This window comes from Sedimentibacter sp. MB35-C1 (genome assembly GCF_030913635.1).
GTDB lineage: Bacteria > Bacillota > Clostridia > Tissierellales > Sedimentibacteraceae > Sedimentibacter.
Genome location: NZ_CP133188.1, coordinates 2,074,107 through 2,093,589, shown reverse-complemented (window position 1 = coordinate 2,093,589; position 19,483 = coordinate 2,074,107). Strand labels below are relative to the sequence as shown.

Here is a 19,483-nt window from a genome sequence, read left to right as displayed (position 1 = left end):
TGACAACATGTTAGCAGATTTTTATTTTTCTAATCTTTTATATTAAATCTTTCAATCCTTTAATCATATGATACCGCATTGCTAGTTTAGCACCTTCACCATCACGTGCCATTATAAATTTCAGAATATTATCATGGTTTTCAAATGCATTAGTTTTCAAATCTGGTCCAAGCATTTCATAATTGTTTGATATGATACCAAAATACATCCATTCATGTAAAGATGGTAGTATTTTTTTCATTATATCATTATGTGTAGCATCCGCCAGCGCTTTATGAAATTTTTGATCAGCCTCAACAAAAGCCTTGTTATCTTCTATAATTAATTTCTTTTCTTCTTCCGCCAAATACCTTATGTTATCAATTTCTTGATCAGTAGCATTTTCAACAACCATTTTCATAGCCTCTCCTTCGAGAATCATTCGGACATTGTACCAATCAGATAATAATTTTTTTTGATTTCCAACCGTATTAAAACCGAATGGATCCGGAATAACGTCTGGGTTTTCACTTACAAATGTCCCAACACCTCTTCTGATAGTTAGAACACCACTTGCAACTAAATATTTTATAGCTTCTCTTATGCATGGGCGGCTTACCCCCATTTGTTCTGCCAGAGCTCTTTCATTTGGAAGTTTTTCGCTAGGTTCATATTTTTTTTCAACTAAAATCATATTGCGAAGATGCTCTGCAACGTTTCTGGAAAGTGATTGTTGTGTTGATCCCATATTTTTCCCCTTTCGTAAAGAATATATTAATTATTATATCAGCAAAAAAATTCGTGTCAATAACATTGCAAATAGATGAACTTCTGAAATAAGATACATCGCATACAAGCACAGCACAAATTTTCTTGCTTATATTTTACCACAATACAACTGTTTATACAATTTTCAAACATAAAAAGTCGTAAGATCTCATTTTAATCTTACGACTTTTATACATCTTGCAACCTTTATCTATACAAAGGTTATTCAGGCTTTCTTCTGTTATTCTACTGGTATTTGGAACTCACAATACATATTAATACAAGGACTTATAAGAACCTGCCCTGCCAAGAATATTACTCTTATATCACCGCTGATTTTATATCCCTTATCTGCTATATAATTCAACATTTTTTCAATTTGATTTTTTCGATCAAAAATTCTGCATTTACTAATCATGCACACATATTTTCCCGACTTACTCTTATGCAAATAGAAGCCCTCAGGAACTATATCACACTTATTGTTTAATTGAATTGCAATACTTACAGGCGAATCCTTGTAAGAACTCCATTCAGGGTTTTCCCTAACTAAAGCCATATAACAAGTATTGGAAAAAATTTGTATAAAAAAATCTTCGTTTTGGCTCAGATTTTTTTCAACAGCAGACATTGTATAGAAAAAATCGTTGTAATTTGTTATTTCCCTGTTTGTTTCTTTAACTAAGGAATATCGATCATCAAATAATTTTTCCTCGATAATATTACATCTATCCAATAAGTTTTCACCGTTTAGATATCTAATCTTCAGTTCCAAATTTTCTTTTTTGTTCTGAAGCTGCTGAATCTGTATATCTATTGTTTTTAAATTTTTCTCAAGGATGTCCTTCGCAAAATCCCTGTCCGCGTTATCAAACAAATCTTTAATCTGCGAAATTGAAAAATTTTGTTTTCTAAGCTCACAAATAACCTTTACACATCTGTATCTTTCAACCGAATAGTATCTATATAATGTTTGCGGGTCTATATAATCCGGAGTAAGCAATCCCTCCCTATCATAATATCTTAATGTTTCAGCTGTTATGTTGCAAATTTCTGCAAACTTTGAAACACTTAATAAACCATCTTTACAAACATTCATATAATTACCTTCTTATGTTAATTTTTATTATGATCTTGGGAAGCATGCTCCTCCACATGCAAGACAGTTGCCTCCGCAACCACTAAATTTCTTTGAATCTTCTTCTCCGTCAACATTGTCATCATTATCACCATTATCGGCATTTAACATTTCATCTGTATCTTTTGAATTGTCTCCGCTTTCAATTGCATAAAGATTTAAAATTTCTTTAAGACCTTTTGCAAGCTGATCTGGACATGATGAAACATCGTTAGCTCCTGGACACTTAATACCTTCAAAATCTTCTATAACATCAGTCATTTCCATTCCGTCTATCAAATGTATTATACCTGTTGTATTTCCAACACATGGATCGCCTAAAAATTCAACATTAGTAACTTTAGTACCATTAGTTCCAATTACAAAGCTTGTAGTACATGTTGATCCGTCAGCTTCGAATTCAAATTTTCTAACTCCTTCTTCTGCACCTTCTTTGGTAATTTCTTTTAAACGTTCAGATGCAGGAAGAACAGCTTCTTCCTCTATAAAAGTACCGCCTAATGCTTCTACATCTACATCAGCTTCTTGAAGAGCTTTTGTAACTGCTGTTAAAAGTCCCTCAGATGATTTTGTTGCTCCCGAAATTGTATCTACATCAAGTCTTTGTGTTTCCAAAATTTTATCAATTATTTGAGGCATTGCTTTGCCGCCAATATCTGGTGTTTCGTTTGAAGTAACTTTTATATCTTCTATTTTTGTTTCAGAAAGTGTAACTTCTGCAGTCATACTTCCCTCAAACCCTTTACCTCCACCTGTATATACTCCTGCTGTATACTTTGCTTCTTCAACTGGTTTTTGTGTCTCCTGTGTTTCTTCTGCTGGTGCTGCGCAAGCAGTAAGCATTAATGCTAACACTGTAACGATTGTTAAATTTTTAATAATTTTTTTCATCTTTTCTCTCCTAATTATAATACTATAGTCTACAATTTAAGTCAATAATTGTATCTTTTTTTTATCATAACACTTTGTGCTGCACAAAGGTCAATGTTAAATCTAGAGACAAATTAATTAATTTTGCAGGATAGCAATACATCCAGCAATTTAAAAGCATTTGTTGATAAAACTGTTACTTTATTGTCAATAATAAAAAGAAGGAGAACTTTTTATTCACCTTCTTTTTGATAAGTGCTTAATATATTGTGAGCTTATATAGCTTAAAAAAGCTATCAATTTACTGTTAAATCTACGCTACACTTAATATTATAGAAATTTAAGAATTGTAATCTTCAAATAATGCATCAGAAAAAGTCATACTAAACTTTCCAGAGAACCAGCTGCCAACTAAATAAACTTGATATACTCCTTTTTCTAACGAAAAATCATTATAATTATTAATAATGTTATCAAAAAAAACAACTTCTTCTGAGGCATCATCAATTAATAGAAGCTTAATATCTCCATTTCTTTTTTCTGCTTGAATGTTCAATGTTGTATTATTAATAACAGACAGCGTTCCCAATCGGACATTACCACCCATCATGCAATATCGAACAACAGCTTCATTCTTGCTAACCTCCATTATATTATAAAACCATGAATAATATATATTGTCTAACTCAGAAGTCAGAGTTTCTGCGGACTCATCAATATATTCATTATAAACAACATCTTTACTTAGACTGTTTAATAGCAAACATATACCTATAATAAAAACAACCTTTTTAATAACATTCTTAACTCTCTTAACATCCATAAAATCCTCTTCAAATATTGCATGTTTTATTCATAACAAACAACAAAATGAGCTTTTCGCTATGAACAGTATAACACAAGATGTAAAATTCCGTCTATGTTAATTATAAACACTCGTGTGTACATGGACGCTGTCATTGTCATCTTGCACATTTTGAATTATCTCATTGACAATCTTGATACTATTAACCTAATGTCACCAATAGCACTTCAATTAGCAGCAGGTATATATATGATCGTTGGTAGCGCAACCTGGATGCATAACCACCAATACAGCATATCAACCACATTTTTAAAACATCAATAGCTATTACTTCATCATTTGCAATTAATAAAATTGCTACACTAATGCAAATACTTCCCAATAATATTCCGAACTTAAATATATCTCCAACATGAAACAACATATCTTTGAATTTTGTGCGGGTAGAAAAATATATTTTACCATCTGTGCATGTCCCCATACCGAAAATAATATCGTGCATATCACCTGTAAAATAAAAAAGAAAATTTATAATTAGAGCTAAGCAAATCACTAAACTCAAAATGTTAATATGTAAGTTCCCGTTTTCTATCAATAATATTTTCAAAATCAAGCCGATTACAGAAAGCACAAGTAGCACCGAAATAAAAACTATAGATTTTTTTATAGGAACACTAAGTAAATTGTTTTGCTTTTTTTCCGCTATTTCTAACTTCGTCTCAACAACTTCATAAGAATCAACTTCAAATATTATGTACAAATTATTCTGGCATATAATTTTCGCACCCTCGTTTTTCATATTTTCTATCTCTGCATCTATCTGTTCGTCTAAACGTTTACGGAAAATTGCGCATGATTTTGGAGACTTAGTCTTTGCATAACAAAATTTTAATATGTTGCAAAATTCTCCTATCATTCCACAAAGATAATAGCCTTCTGTCATTTGATTTCTTATAAATCCAATCAGTGCAGAACTTTCATAAAACTGATAATTATTATATATTATTTTATATTTATGGTTACTTTTCTTGAACATATCTTTATATCCAAACCTTTTCTTATTCTTCTAATAATCACATTTTAACGTTCTTTAAACTTTATATTTCGACATTATATCATAAAGTCAAACATCCAGCAATAGAAACTCTTGTGGAATGTTGATTTTCCAAGGCTTTTCATTCTGTATTCATACTTAGCTGCAGCATTTTGACTAAATTACTTATTTAACAAAGAAATTTTTTATAATTAGAAAACTACAATGAGCATATACTGCAAGAGCAATTTCATTTCAATGACAAGCAAAAAGCAAAACAGGAGCTATCCTGTTTTGCTTTTAATAATCCGCTATTTAAAAGCGTTAGATGAAGGTTTTGATATGTTTTTCAGAGCAACTTCTGCATTGTCCTGAAGCTTTGACTCCACAGAAATATCCCCTAATGAGACCATTCCTACGAGACAGTTATTTTCTACAACCGGCAGTCTTCGTATCTGCTTTTCACCCATTATTCTTGCAGCTTCATGCACATCCATTTCAGGAGAGCCTACTGATGGATTTGAAGTCATAACTTCCTTTAGCGACTTAGATTGATTATTTGATGCAACAGATCTTAGAGTAATATCTCTGTCTGTGACGATACCAATAACTTTTCCTTGATTAGTAATAGGAATTGAGCCTACATCATGTTGTTTCATTAATTGAGCTGCAGCTTCTATTGAGTCATCTTGTTTTAAGCTGGCAATTTCTCTGGACATTATATCTCTTAATTTCAATAAAAACACCTCCGATTATATAGTTCCCTCAGCATATGTTTTTATTAATGAAGTAATGCGAAATTATTTTTGAAATTTTTTTACTATTTCTCAAAAAATTCAAACACGTTTTTATGCTCGTTACAAACCATTAAATTAATATTTTTTTATAAATTTTTTTAATTCTTCAACAGAACGATTTATAACAAGTTCAATGGGAAATTCTGCTTCTTTTATTACTTCCATTGCCAAATCATGACTTCCCACTGCAGTATCTGTATGAGCGTCACTGCCAATTACTATAGGAACACCATATTCCTTGCACAATTTAAGCATTTCAATATCATTTTTCTTTGTATCTCTTCTGTAATTATTAGGATCAAGAGAAGAGTTATTTAATTCAAGCAAAACATTATGTTCTTTTGCTCCTAAAACAAGAGCTTTAAAATCCGCTAAAAAGTTACTGTCATCAGGATGACCTATTATGTTTACATATGGATTTTTCATAACATTTAAATAGGCTTTCGTATTTTCTTCTTTTGTTCCCGGTGCAATGCACGGCAAATGCATACTTGCAATAACAATATCTAAATTTTTTAGCAAGCTATCTTTCAAATCCACATTTCCTTCGTAATCCATTATGTTCACTTCAGAACCCATAAGCAATTCAACACCGTACATGTTTCTGTCAACTGCACCCAAATTTGCAAAATAGAAATCTGTAGCTGAACCTGGCATTTTAGGTCCGTGCTCTGTTATGGACAGAAGCTCTAATCCTTTTTCTTTTGCTGCAGCAGCCATTTCACGTATGGTACTGTAAGCGTGGCCGCTGGCCAATGTGTGTGTATGTGTATCTAATATAAATTTCATTTATTATCCTTCCCTATTTCTATAGTTTCACGTCGTAATGGCTTTTATTATAAACTAATTCATAATTAATTTCCACAACAATTAGTTTACTAAAAACTCTGTGCATATTTGCATTGTATATTTGTATCTTTAACAGCATTTTCTTTGCAATACAAAGAAGCTCACCATGTTATTGGGGAAGCTTCCTGTTAATTATAAATTATTTCCCTGCAATGGCTGTTATATAAAAAGTTCCGGAAAAGGCGGGCTTCATAGGGAAGTTAGAGAAAAGGCTGTCAAGCAAATCGGTTGAGAGTTTGTATTATTTCGTAGTCAATAACCATTGGCCAAAATAGAAGCAACCGACAGAGATATGTCTCCTTGTTGGTTGCTTCTATTTTGGGCTATGCTTGTCCTGCTTGCCGCATTACATCATTCAGCATAATCACGTGAAAAGCTCCATAGTAATTAGGGTGATGCGGAGCAAAACTAGTAAGCCTTACTATTTTGTACGACCTCATCTATATAATAGTATATAGGGCTTATGACAATAACTACAAATATATTCATCAGAGGTACGCATATTCATTAATTCAGTACTTAAGGGATAAAATTAATTAACTTTGTTGCCTGTCAATTAATGCGGTTTCCATATATTGTTATCTAATAATTCCAGACGCAAATTATAATAGAACGTTTCGTTAGTTTCCGCGTTTTTCATTTCTTGTTTTTCTTCGTTTAAATAAATTTTGATGATATATTTTTCGGTCGTGCCATCCCACATAAAATAACCTGGCCAGACAAATTCAACATTAGGTTCTTCCTCAGATTCATCAAAACTAAAGTATGAAAAACCATATGATTTCAACTGGGCAATATAGTTTTCAATATCCCCAAGCTCTACATTTTCAATATAGACAGTCCAGTAATTTACATCTTCATATATACCGCTTGCATCCGCATAACCAGTTTGAGCATGTACATATTTAATTTTCCCCCCTTCTCTATACTCTATTTCAGTTGATAATGAGTCGGTAACTGGCCACGTGTATGTAGCAGGGTCTATTGAACCTTTATTAGTATTTGTTTGACAAGAAACTAAACAAAATAATAAGCAAATCAAAAAACCGGATTTCCAAAACACCTTACCCATGGACATACTCCTCTCTCAAAGATTTCAATTTGCAGGCCCCCGTTAACGAGGACCTGCACTGGTAGTATTATATTATTTAGTTAGCGCCAAATTAGGATTCTTCATGAGATGTGCCGTCATTGTAAAAAATGATTTGTTTATACCCCCAAAGCGTTCTTTTGGTGTTACCCTTACTGTGGGTGAAAGAAACAGTAATTGAACCCGCGGCATCAACGGTTACAGAAATATCTATCGTTCCTGAAGATGTAGTGGAGTGAGCATATTCACCATATGCTCGTGCGCATTCAAAGGTTGTGCTGTTAGAAACGGCTGGTGCAATAGACAATGTAATATATCCGCTCTTGGCCCAGACCCAGCGATCTCCCAAACTATTCATTTTATATGAGTCAAAGGTGCATTTTACAGAATTTCCACTTGTGGATGTCGATGGAGTTTCGGTTTTGTAGAAGGTACCATCTGTATAATGAAAGCTTACTGATGCTGAGCTACTCATTTTTTTTGTTTCAAAGGCTTTGCTCTTCGAGTCAATTCCAGACATTGCCAAAGCAAATGCATCTTCACCCAGACCTATTGGTGTTTTGTCCCATGACCAACTATATTTACAGGTATATCGTGTTGTGGTATGCTTAGAGTTAGTCAGTGTTGCTGTAAGATCGGCCGAGGCTCTAGTTGCTGCAGCTTCAAACGAGATATTGCCTTTCAAATACTCCTTTAGTGCAGTTATTTCTTCTTTGGAATACCCCATTCCTTTTAATTCCGCTTCCGATAAAGCGGCTCTCTTGGTAAATCCCTTTTCAAATTCTACCAAAGGATCAATGCCTCTTGCACTCCTTTGTTGATTGTAAATCTTTGACTGTTCTAATACTGCCTCATATTCAGTTGTTATAGTAGTGGTGGAGTCGTTACCCTCATACACTGGGGCAGCCATTGCCGTAATAGCTGATGATGCAAGCATTGATACAGCAACACACAATGCTAATAGGGACGAAAAAACTTTGTTCATAAATAAACCTTCTTTCCTTTTTAAATTTAAGTTTCTTTGTATGACACCATATTTATTCCTTATTATAAACTTTCAAATTACCCATCGTATCCCAATCTAAGATTAATCAAACCAGGTAGAGTGCATGGCTCTTATCATACGGATTAGGAGGGTATAGTTCTATGGCTATGGGCACGTACCGGTAACAGATACAGAAGATTGTGCTTGTCCATTCACCGAATAGGACAAGGTTAGCTTGTAGTTCTGACCTTTTTTAACTGTGCATTGTTCAGATAGAATAACTCGCCCAGTTCCTGAGTCACTCCAAGAATCAACCAACGTTTTCCCTCGCCAAAGGGTCAGGGTTACGGATAAATCATCTTTGGAGTTTCCGCTTTTGCAGTCAACCGAGCAGGTTGCGGTAGTTCCGCTAAATGATAAACTGGGTCGACTGCGAATCGCTCGGGTTTCCGCCGCCTCAGCTGACATTGAAAGTGTCAGCACAAGCAGTAACACAATAGCAAAAATACTCTTTTTCATAAAAATCACCTCCTTCTACATTTTAACAGAGAATACTTTGTGTGTTTCTATTATGTAAATGCAGCAGAAGGTAAATTTCTCACAAATTTTTATATATTTTTTTATTTTATTTTTTATTCCAAAAAACGCTCTCAGCTACATTCAAAATTTCTGTTTCATTCAAGAAACCATCCACAGTGAATTGTAGATTTTTATCCACGTCAATCCAAGTGATAGCGCTTGTTTGCTCTGGTGTTTTCGATAGAAATAGTTGTCCGTGACATCCGTTTACTGTAATTTCAGATACCTCCATGCTATCTGTCACAAAATCAGATGCCGCACCCTGCTGGATAAATGAGTAATCCAGATATAAAATTTCTTCGTCTGCATTTTGATAAGTCACGCTTACATAGCCCGGTAATTCACTCCTGTCAATCTCCACATAACCTTCTGGCAAATCTGCAATTTGATATTGAGGCATTTCTGCCTGTGTTGCTTCCCCTGAATATTGATAAACAATATGTGTATCATACCACTCTCTGACCCATTGCAGAACTGCAGCCCGAACAGTAGGGCTTGCAGCCATAAGCGATCCAAGAGCAATAGTGAAAGCCATTACAATGGATGCCACGACCTGAAGTGATTTTTTCCATATTGGACGAGTCTCTTTACGATACCACGCCAGAGGATCAGCAAGCATTTTTTGCATTGCATAACGGTATTGTTTTGATGTTTCCACAGGAGAAGTATTTTTTAAGTAATCAGCCCACTCCAACTGCAATGCATCCAGTAAAATTCTGCGCATAAGTTTATCAACTTCTTCATCAGTCATATGTGAAATCCCTCTTTTCTCACAAGCTTTTGCAGTAACAGACGACCTCGGCTGGCACGAGTGCTGACTGCGGTTTCGGTGATGCCTAAATGCTGAGCAATCTCACGATCTGTATAATTCAACAACAGTTTCATTTCAAGTACCGCACGATATGTTTCCGGCATACGCATAAAAAGAGCCACTAATGCCTTATAATCCATGTCGCTATCGGATGCTGACGTGAATACGTTCCAATCCTCCAGAGGTACTGTTTTTTTATTTTTTCGCCAAATCATGAGAGCTTCGTTCTTCGTTATAGAAATGAGCCAAAACAATAATTCCTCACAGGGAATCTCTGTAACTTTTTCAAAGTGCTTTATAACTTGCATAAAGGCATTCTGAACTGCATCTTCTGCATCCCTTTGTTCCGACAATATACGCATGGCAACCTTCTCCATTTGGATATGATACTGATTAAAAATCATTGTGAATTTTTGACGGTCACCTTCATCATCAATAAGTGCAAGTAAAAATATCAGCATTTATATCCCTCCCTGTGTTACCAAAATCCAGAAACCATTATGAATTCATTAGCCACTCAGTAAACTCTTGCAAGCGGATTTCCCCAGCTTCACATCTTGCCTTCTGTTCTCTGGCCTTTTGACTCCAAGCATAGAAAGCATCGTGCTCGATTTTCCTTGCCTTAATCCACCCAAAGCGTTTTTTGTACTCTCTGCGGTAAACTTTAAAGATTTCATCATCTTTTCGCTTTTCATTCCAAAGGGTAATAGCTCCCATATTTTTGCAGGTACGACCCTTATCGTCTATGGGACGATTGCAGTATTCCGCATCAGTACGCTCAACAATGGCAAAATACCGCTTGCAGTTTTTGCAGATACGTACAGGCTGTCCACGCTTTACAAACTCACGGACAAAGTAGTCAATGATGTCATAAATATCATTGGGATACAACACCTCCGTAAATGTCCTCTTATCTATAACCTCAAAACTCATGGGCTGGGGCTGGAATTGAAAAGTATTTAGCTGGTCACTGCCACGGTGATTATAATACCGAACCATCTTCTTCCGTACTGGCTCCTTGGAGCTGGTGTCCAAATCCAGTACATAGGCAAAGATTGTTTTAATCTGTTCCTGCATGGTGTGAATATTGGATGGAATGTGCGTCAATACCTTGCGAGGCAGCAGGTTCACAATATCCTCATAATTTTGTCGATTCGCCTGTTCCAAACGTTCCCGCCATTCCAAACGAAGCAGTTCAAAGTAGATATGTTTGGGCGCTATCGTGTCCAATACAGTTAAGAATTCATCTGCATACCGCTGTTCCTTGGAAGAATACAGTTCCATGAGAGCGTTACCCATTCCCTCAAAAAACTGCTGTCAGACCACACATCCAAATACAGCAAATCCATCAGACTTTCCCCAAAGGGAAAGTCTTTTTTCTTTTTCTGTTCATTCCCAAATTCAAAATGCTCTTTGTCATCTGCAATCCAGACCTTATATTTTTGTGCCATCCTTTGTCACCTCATCAAAGACTTATTCCTTGTTAAATTATACATTAGTCTTGAATATATGGCTATAGTCTAATTGCTATTATATATAATAATTAGACTATGAAAGGAGCGATGCCTATGATTGTGAAATAGCAAAAGCCGCCACTCCACGGTAATGGAATGACGTCTCACGAAACCCTACGGTTTCAAAAAAATTGGTTGCTCTCATTTGTAACGGACAGAGAGCGAAAAAGCAACAGGAAAATGTGGGGCGTGAGGATACGTTTACTACTCTTTAAGGTAGACCAGCTGTTTGTATTGACAGCGGGCTTTCGCCCACCGCCAATACAAACAGCTGGTGGTGAAAACGGAAAAGGCACAGGATACCGAAATATCCTGTGCCTTACCGTAAGAAAGTACAAACTTCCCTATTACGCCCCGCCTATATCCGGAACTTTTTAATTATTTTCCTACAAAAGCTGCTGCATTATCTCCAGCTATTCTTCCGAATACAGTTATGTCAGCAACTGCGTTTCCACCGATTCTGTTTCCGCCGTGAATTCCTCCAGTAACTTCACCTGCAGCATACAATCCTACAACCGGTTCGCCGGATTCGTTCATAACCTGTGTGCTTGTATTGATAGTAACACCGCCCATTGTGTGGTGAACTGCAGGGGATATTTCAACTGCGTAGAAAGGTCCTTCAACAAGTTCAACTTCCAATGATGTTCTGCCGAAATCAGGGTCTGATTTCGCCTTAACAGCTTCATTGTATTTTGCAACTGTTGCTTCTAAAGTAGCTGCGTCAACTTTCATAATATCAGCAAGTTCTGCAAGCGTCTGAGCTTCCTTTAAAAGACCTTGATTTTTATATTTTTCATAAGTAGATGCATCTTTATATGTTTGATTATCAAGAACCAAGAATGCAGTAGCTCCGTTTTGCTCAAGTATAGCCTTTGATACAACATCTCTTGTTTCAAGTTCATTTATAAATCTCTGAGCTTCATGATTAACAAGTATAGCACCGTCACCTCTTATACCTTCGGTAATCATTTCGTTGATTTTTGGAACAACTGTAGGATGTGTTTGTATCTGATCAATATCAGTCAATGAAACATTGAGATTTTCGACCATTGCCAATGCATCACCTGTTGCTCCCGGTGAGTTTGTAGTTCCGAATCCTTTAAGCGCTGGATTATATTTTTCAACCATTTCAGGGTTTGCTCCAAATCCACCTGTAGCTAATATTACAGCTTTTGCATTAATAGTGTAGCTGTTTCCATCTTCATTTTCAACTTTAATTCCAGTTACAGTATTTCCTTCTGACAATATCTCAACTGCCTTAGTGTTTAATCTAACTTCAATTCCAAGTTCCTTAACCTGATTGCTAAAAACATCCATTAAATGAGTTCCTATTGGCATTCCACCAGGTGCTTTATGTAATCTATCTACGCTTTGTCCTCCTGATCTTCCAACTTCAGACAGGCTAGCACCAATGCTTTCAAGCCAATAAATTGTATCAGCAGAATTTTCTGTAAATACCTTTAAAAGTTCCGGATTATTAAGATTTTTTCCACCCTTCATAGTATCTTCATAGAAAAGTTCCGGACTATCTTCTATTCCTTTTTCTTCTTGATATTTTGTTCCGGCTGCATTCATACCACCTGTTGCGTAGTTAGTATTTCCACCCATAAATGCATTTTTTTCAACAACTATTACGTTTGCTCCTTTGTTAGTAGCCTCGATTGCTGCTGTAAGTCCTGCTCCACCGGCTCCTACAATTACTATGTCAGTTGAAGCATCTTCAACCTTTTCCTCTACTGCTTTAACTTCTTTTGCAGTAAGCGCCGCACCCGACTGTTCTACAGCATCTTTAACAGCATTGATAAATGCAAAACTTGTTAAAGTTGCTCCTGTAACAGCATCAACATCAACAGAATTTGAATCAATCATCTGTTTAGTTAACTGAGCAATTACAGGTTCAGTGAACCCTGACTCTGAGCTTTCTGTAACATTAATATCTTTAATTTCGGAATTTTCCAAAGTAACTTCAACCTTAAATGGGCCGTATTTTCCAGTTCCCTCTCCCTGAACAGAAGTGCTTACAAGCTCTTCCGATTTATTCGCTTCAGCTGGCTGTTCAACTTCTTTTTGCTGGCATGCAGTCATTGAGAAAACAAGCATTACTGCCAGCAGTAGTGATAACATTTTTTTCAATTTCATAAAAGCTCCTTTTTTGATATTTTTTTAACTTAACGTATTATAGACTTAATGATAAATGTTGTCAATACTAATATTATTTTACTTAATTTAAAAAATATAAAGTTAATAAAATTATGTTTGTATGTTTTTTAACAATTATATCCTATGAAAAAAATACGCTTTGCAAATATGTCATTATATTAAATTTGCAACAAAAATCCCATCACAACAACACACTTGTAATATGATGCCGTAATGGGAGCATTATTCCTAATAAATTAATCTAAGATGAAAACAAACCAAACACCTTGTCATTCCTTTTCGCTTTTATTAGTCTTAATTTTTTTAACATGAACAATTGTGTCAACTCTATTTGTTATCCTCTTCCCAGATTTCGTTTGATAATTAATCAAATACCAGATGACAACAACGTCCACTTGTCAGCTTCTAAATTCAAAGATTTAATGAACTTTCCAGGTTATTTAGCTATACCAACTAAAATGGTTTTGCATCTTTGTCGTTAGGATCGAATTGCAGTGCATCTTGAATCATAAAAAAAACCCTGTTAGAAGAAAACATCGATGATGTTGTTCGAGAATCTAGCGCTGTCTGCACTGGATACTGCAATCGGCTTCGTTGATGAACATAGTTTATCCACGAGTCAATAATATAACCGTCTACATTTTCAAGAATTTCATAAGAAACATATCCTCTGTAGTGTTCCTTACCGGTGGGAAAAGAAAATGAAGCAAAAGCATCAGTGGAAACCTGTTTTCCAAAAAAAATATTTTCGTTTTGATAAGTTGCATACTCTAGACTGTAGTATGGTGCCGCATAAGTTTGTTCATCATCATCGTATAGAACATGACCTGAAAAATTTCCATTCTTTGACCAGCCACGGTCACCCCTGTAAGTTGGCCATAGCTGAATGACTTCTGTTCCGTAAAACCCCGGATCTACAACCCAATCAAAGTGGTGAAATATTTTCCATTGTTCTCGTTCACCTGAAAGCTCGACTGCTACACTTGTGATTCGCAGCTCCATAACATCATAAACCGTTGAAATATAGGTAGCATTTCCGTTTTTTTCAGTTACTTCCCGGCCATCATTTACAGCATGATCTTCCCTATCAGTTACTACCCGAATTGCTCCATCACAATCTGAAACATCATTTTCAGTAAGATCATTTAAAACAGTTTCCGGAAATCCCATATCCAACAAATGTAATCTTAAATCTTCGTATTTATTTTGCTCAGCCACGTTAATTTTTTCCCAAGACATAGGATATTTGCCAAAGAACAAATAGCCTGAGGCAATACCCAAAACAAGAACCCCTAAAATAATCCTGGTTAAATTTTTGTCTGATATTTTAATGGGAGCGTCTTGAATTGCATATCCTGCCTTATTAAGTTCAGATGACAAGCCATAAAGACTTCGGATAATATACACATAGGCAATGAGAATTATAATTGCAATAATCCACCCATTATACTGAATCAAACCAAGTACACATAAAATAACATACCAAACAATAAGTGCAGAAATTCCGCTTATATTTTCAGGTGATTTCGATTTTATCTGCACCGAGCGAAAACCGCTGCGCAGGCAAAACATGAGAACAATAATTAAAGCAATATTGACATAGTTCAAAGCAGTAATGACAGGAAGTTGATAAATATATTTCTGCCAAATGGTTGCATTCAGTATCAACCCTGGAAAGAAATAAAAAATTCTGATAATTGAAATTATCCAACATACTCTAAACCCAAAATTTTCATTACGCAAAGAACGAAATCCAAGCAACATAAGCACAATACCAATTGCAGGTAAAATATAATTAAGGCAAAGAAAATTCAGCGTCAATGTGCTCAATGCCAAACCCACAAGCACACGATTTATAGCCTTACTCCAAGGAGTTATTTCATTAACAACGTCACTTTGAGGCTGTAATTCAGATTCCCCGTTTTTCAATAATTTATCAACTTCTTGTTCATTCATGGAATTAAAATCATGTTCATTCAATACCTTCACCCCTAAACTATTTTTTGATATATTCCTTGACTTAAAAACTCTTATATATCCATTATCTCTTAATAACCGTATGTCGTCATATTTTAGGTATAATATAATTATCCGGATGTTTCTACCCAAAAATATTTTAAATTTATCTTATAACTTCTACATTATATACTATTATTTTATCTATTTCAATTTGATTGTTGTGCTATTAAAATAGTGACAACACTACCATCCCCTTGTCACTACTTTTTATTTACTGTTGATTTATTTTAAATCTGGCTATATACTGACAATATGTCGGCTGGAAATGGGAATTATCAGCCGGATGTGTACTGAGGAACAATAGAGCAAAATTTTTAGCAGGAGTAACAAAAGCAAATGAATTTTGATGAAAACAACACTATAAATATAGTAAATGCTTGTGAAAACAATTTAAAAAACATTTCAGTGAAGATACCCAAAAAACAAATAACAATTTTTACCGGAGTGTCCGGCTCCGGGAAATCATCACTTTGTATTGACACTATAGCAGCAGAGTCAAGAAGAGAACTGAATGAAACCTTTCCCAGCTTTGTTCAGCAATATCTTCCAAAATACGGAAGGCCTGACGTTGAAAAGGTAGAGAACCTTCCTGTAACAATTATCATCAATCAAAAAAAACCAGCACCAAATACACGATCCACTGTTGGAACGTACACGGACATTCAACCTTTTTTAAGACTTTTATTCTCAAGAGTTGGAAAACCCTTTGTAGGATATTCGGACAGCTTTTCGTTTAATCACCCATTGGGGAAATGCCCTCGATGTGATGGTCTGGGTGATATTACAGATTTAGATATACATAAACTTGTAGATTTTAATAAATGCTTAAATGACGAAGGTGTAATAAACTTTCCCACTTTTACAACAAGAGCATGGAGATGGAAAAGATATGCATACAGCGGGTTGTTTGACCTTAATAAAAAAATTAAGGATTATTCAAATGAAGAGCTGAACTTATTTCTTTATTCTCCTCAAGTAAAGGTGAAAAACCCTCCGTCTAATTGGCCAAAAACAGCAAAATTTGAAGGTATATATCCCAGGATGTACAGAAGTATAATAAGCACTAAAGAAGGCAAACGCCATCAAAAGATTTTGGATGAAATGGTAACAACCGCAGCATGCCCTGAATGCGGCGGATCAAGGATAAACCATAAGATAAGAAGCTGTAAAATAAATGGCAAGAGTATAGCAGATGTAGATGATATGCCGATTCCAGAAGCTATAGAATTTATCAAAAGTATTGATAATCCATTGGCACAAGATATAAAAAGAGAGCTTATAAAACGTCTGACTGCTTTGGTTGAAATAGGATTGGGCTATATTTCATTAAGCAGAGGCTCCGGAACCCTATCAGGCGGAGAGGCTCAAAGAATTAAAATTGCAAAATATATAAATTCTTCTTTGACTGATATGGTGTATGTACTGGACGAACCGAGTGTCGGCCTTCATCCCAAAGATATAGAACTGCTTAAGAATTCTCTGATTAAGCTGAAAAATCATGGAAATACAATCTTGATTGTTGAACATCACAGAGAAATTATAAAAATGGCTGACTATGTAATTGATATGGGTCCCAAAGCAGGAACTAACGGCGGGATGATAATATTTCAGGGTAAGTATTCTGAACTCATAGAATCCGATAACTTAACCGGAAAACTCTTAGGACAGAAAGCTCCTCTGAAAGAAGTTATAAGAAAACCGAAAAAGTGGTTCTCTGTCAAAAATGCTCAAATTCACAATTTAAAAAATGTTTCTGTAGATTTTCCTCTTGGAGTGCTGACGGTTATTGCAGGAGTTGCAGGATCAGGTAAAAGCTCCCTGATGGAATATTTTCAAAATGTGTTTCATGAAAATGTGATTTCAATAAGTCAAAAAAATATCGGTGTAAACTTGCGTTCAACACCTGCGACATATCTTGACATATCAGACAACATAAGGAAAATATTTGCTCATGAAAATAAACTGAAGCCAAATTTATTCAGCTTTAATTCAAAGGGAGCATGCCCGGCATGCGGCGGCAAGGGTATTATTATTTCGGAAATGGCATTTATGGACACCATAGAAACTGTATGCGATGTGTGTCATGGCAAAAGATTTTCCAAGGACGTACTCAAATATACGTATCACGGCAAAAACATTGCGGAGGTAATGGATTTCACTGTAGAAGAAGCAATCGACTTTTTCAAGGTAGAAAACTTCACGAAAAAGCTTGAGTCACTTGAAAAGGTAGGCTTAGGATATCTTCACCTTAATCAGTCCATGACTACACTGTCCGGCGGAGAACTTCAAAGAGTTAAGCTTGCAAGCCAGCTTAATCAAAAGGGGGCTGTTTTTATACTTGACGAACCTACAGACGGGCTTCATCTAGAGGATGTAAGAAAGCTTATGAAGCTTTTTAACAAATTAGTTGATGAGGGCAACAGCCTGTTTCTCGTTGAACATAGTCTCGAGGTTATGAAGGATGCCGATTACATAATCGAACTGGGCCCTGGAGGTGGAATTTCCGGAGGCAATATTCTGTTTTCCGGGACTGTTAAAAACTTACTTAATTCCGACACTTCAGTAACAAGGCCGTACTTGATTGACAGTCTGCCGTAATTAAAAATTATAAGATGGAAAATAACAAACTTATAATTTATATACCACTGCTTGTTTAACTTATAATCATTATATATAGAAACCTCCGAGTAATTAATATTTACTCGGAGGTTTCTATATGCTATTTTTTTTCAGATGACACATATACACGCGGAGGTCTTGGAAGAATTCTTGCAACTATTTCATTTTTATTTGTACCGGCAAGTTCACTTGCCTCCTGTATGCTCATTGTGTTATTTTTACCGTCCCCATATATTATTGCCTCATCTCCTACTTGAGGATCTGAAACACCTGCAAGATCAACCATGCATTGATCCATGCAAATAACTCCTAGTATGGGACACTTTATACCTTTTATAGTAACATATCCTTTATCTCTCATATTTCTTGGATAACCGTCTGCATACCCAAATGGAAGAGTTCCAATTTTTGTATCCTTTGTTGCTCTCCACAAATAATCGTATCCTACGCCTTCACCTTTTTTAATGTCATGAATTTGAGAAATACGTGTTTTAAAGCATATGCATGTTTCTACTCCTATAAAACCTTTATGAAAACCTCTCAGCCCATATATTAATGCGCCGGGGCGCACCATATTCATCCTATACTCAGGATAATCCACAAGACTTATGCTGTCAGAAATATGTTTATATCTAAATGTAATTCCTCTTTTTTCAAGTTTATTTATCATATCTGTAAACTTGCCAAACTGCATTTTATTCTCTTCATCATTTACAAGAGCTAAGTGTGAAAAAATTCCTTCAGCTTCTATGTTTGGATATGAACAAATTGAAGCTATTTCATCTTCATCATAAATTCCAAGTCTGTGAAATCCCGTATCTACTTTAATGTGTATTTTTACTTTTTTATGTGAACTTGCTGCTATGTCTGAAAGAATTTTTGCCTGTTCTGAGCTGAAAATTGTCGGTATTAAATTATATTTTACTATTTCTCCAAGAAGCCTGTTAGGTGTATGACCAAGAATCATTATGGGATAATATTCATAAGCTTTTCTTAATTCTATAGCTTCTACAAGTGTTGCCACCGCAAGATGAGACGCCCCTGATTCCATTAACGTTTTAGCTATTCCAACTGCACCGTGCCCGTAACCGTCAGCTTTTATTACAGGCATAACAGCTACATCATTTCCGCACATTTCCTTAATCAGCTTCATATTGTATTTAATTTTATCCAAATTTACTTCTACAACTGTATCTCTTAAAATCATTTTACCACCTTTTTTTCATTTAAATTATTATTTTTTATTCATAGAAAGCAATTTAAGAGCTCCCAACACTTCCAAAAATATTTATTGCATAACACCATTATATTTTGATTTAATTTGAGAGTCAACAGTTTGAATTATGAACATTTTATATAAAAGCTACAATAAATATTTTGTTATAAGAAAAACATATCACAATAAGCAAAATAATTAAATATTCTTTTAGCAAACAAGAAATAAAAAAAGGACGTTTCAACATCATC

The 19,483-nt window shown here is 35.2% G+C and carries 18 protein-coding genes; 1 reads left to right on the top strand and 17 read right to left on the bottom strand.

Annotated elements, in window-relative coordinates; genetic code table 11:
* Positions 1–37: 37 nt before the first annotated feature.
* The 16 genes from RBQ61_RS09995 to RBQ61_RS09920 form a co-directional block, all read right to left on the bottom strand.
* Entirely contained in the window at positions 38–727 is a 690-nt protein-coding gene (locus RBQ61_RS09995; protein WP_308137184.1) for a FadR/GntR family transcriptional regulator, read from the bottom strand.
* A gap of 261 nt (positions 728–988) precedes the next feature.
* A complete protein-coding gene (locus tag RBQ61_RS09990; RefSeq protein WP_308137183.1) occupies positions 989–1,846 on the bottom strand; it encodes a MerR family transcriptional regulator in 858 nt (285 codons plus the stop codon).
* Between the two features lie 27 nt (positions 1,847–1,873).
* Positions 1,874–2,776, bottom strand: coding sequence for a TSCPD domain-containing protein (locus tag RBQ61_RS09985; RefSeq protein ID WP_308137182.1), 903 nt, complete (start codon positions 2,774–2,776; stop codon positions 1,874–1,876).
* Between the two features lie 319 nt (positions 2,777–3,095).
* Positions 3,096–3,578 carry a hypothetical protein gene (locus RBQ61_RS09980; RefSeq protein ID WP_308137181.1) on the bottom strand — a complete coding sequence of 161 codons (483 nt, stop codon included), beginning with the start codon at positions 3,576–3,578 and terminating at the stop codon, positions 3,096–3,098.
* A 184-nt stretch (positions 3,579–3,762) separates the two neighbouring features.
* Positions 3,763–4,596: a hypothetical protein gene (locus RBQ61_RS09975; protein ID WP_308137180.1), complete on the bottom strand. Its 834-nt coding sequence runs from the start codon at positions 4,594–4,596 to the stop codon at positions 3,763–3,765.
* Between the two features lie 308 nt (positions 4,597–4,904).
* On the bottom strand, positions 4,905–5,330 hold the full coding sequence (locus RBQ61_RS09970) for a CBS domain-containing protein (protein WP_308137179.1): 426 nt from the start codon (positions 5,328–5,330) through the stop codon (positions 4,905–4,907).
* A 135-nt stretch (positions 5,331–5,465) separates the two neighbouring features.
* On the bottom strand, positions 5,466–6,179 hold the full coding sequence (locus RBQ61_RS09965; RefSeq protein WP_308137178.1) for a phosphatase: 714 nt from the start codon (positions 6,177–6,179) through the stop codon (positions 5,466–5,468).
* Between the two features lie 616 nt (positions 6,180–6,795).
* A complete protein-coding gene (locus RBQ61_RS09960; RefSeq protein ID WP_308137177.1) occupies positions 6,796–7,311 on the bottom strand; it encodes a hypothetical protein in 516 nt (171 codons plus the stop codon).
* Positions 7,312–7,402: 91 nt separating this feature from the next.
* Positions 7,403–8,239, bottom strand: coding sequence for a hypothetical protein (locus RBQ61_RS09955; RefSeq protein ID WP_308137176.1), 837 nt, complete (start codon positions 8,237–8,239; stop codon positions 7,403–7,405).
* Between the two features lie 240 nt (positions 8,240–8,479).
* Positions 8,480–8,833: a hypothetical protein gene (locus RBQ61_RS09950; RefSeq protein WP_308137175.1), complete on the bottom strand. Its 354-nt coding sequence runs from the start codon at positions 8,831–8,833 to the stop codon at positions 8,480–8,482.
* A gap of 106 nt (positions 8,834–8,939) precedes the next feature.
* Positions 8,940–9,644, bottom strand: coding sequence for a DUF4367 domain-containing protein (locus RBQ61_RS09945; RefSeq protein ID WP_308137174.1), 705 nt, complete (start codon positions 9,642–9,644; stop codon positions 8,940–8,942).
* Positions 9,641–10,165 carry an RNA polymerase sigma factor gene (locus RBQ61_RS09940; protein ID WP_308137173.1) on the bottom strand — a complete coding sequence of 175 codons (525 nt, stop codon included), beginning with the start codon at positions 10,163–10,165 and terminating at the stop codon, positions 9,641–9,643. Before RBQ61_RS09940 ends, RBQ61_RS09945 begins: the two co-directional genes overlap by 4 nt.
* A gap of 37 nt (positions 10,166–10,202) precedes the next feature.
* Entirely contained in the window at positions 10,203–10,934 is a 732-nt protein-coding gene (locus RBQ61_RS09935; RefSeq protein WP_308137172.1) for a DUF6076 domain-containing protein, read from the bottom strand.
* A gap of 5 nt (positions 10,935–10,939) precedes the next feature.
* Entirely contained in the window at positions 10,940–11,155 is a 216-nt protein-coding gene (locus RBQ61_RS09930) for a hypothetical protein (RefSeq protein ID WP_308137171.1), read from the bottom strand.
* Between the two features lie 441 nt (positions 11,156–11,596).
* A complete protein-coding gene (locus RBQ61_RS09925; RefSeq protein ID WP_308137170.1) occupies positions 11,597–13,357 on the bottom strand; it encodes a flavocytochrome c in 1,761 nt (586 codons plus the stop codon).
* 474 nt (positions 13,358–13,831) lie between these two features.
* Positions 13,832–15,358: a hypothetical protein gene (locus tag RBQ61_RS09920; protein ID WP_308137169.1), complete on the bottom strand. Its 1,527-nt coding sequence runs from the start codon at positions 15,356–15,358 to the stop codon at positions 13,832–13,834.
* Positions 15,359–15,733: 375 nt separating this feature from the next.
* Between RBQ61_RS09920 and RBQ61_RS09915 the strand changes: the two genes are divergently transcribed.
* Complete coding sequence (locus tag RBQ61_RS09915; RefSeq protein ID WP_308137168.1) at positions 15,734–17,995, top strand: excinuclease ABC subunit UvrA; 2,262 nt, start codon at positions 15,734–15,736, stop codon at positions 17,993–17,995.
* A gap of 121 nt (positions 17,996–18,116) precedes the next feature.
* Here the strand turns inward: RBQ61_RS09915 and alr are convergent, their stop codons facing one another.
* Positions 18,117–19,223, bottom strand: coding sequence for an alanine racemase (gene alr / locus RBQ61_RS09910; protein WP_308137167.1), 1,107 nt, complete (start codon positions 19,221–19,223; stop codon positions 18,117–18,119).
* Positions 19,224–19,483 lie beyond the last annotated feature (260 nt).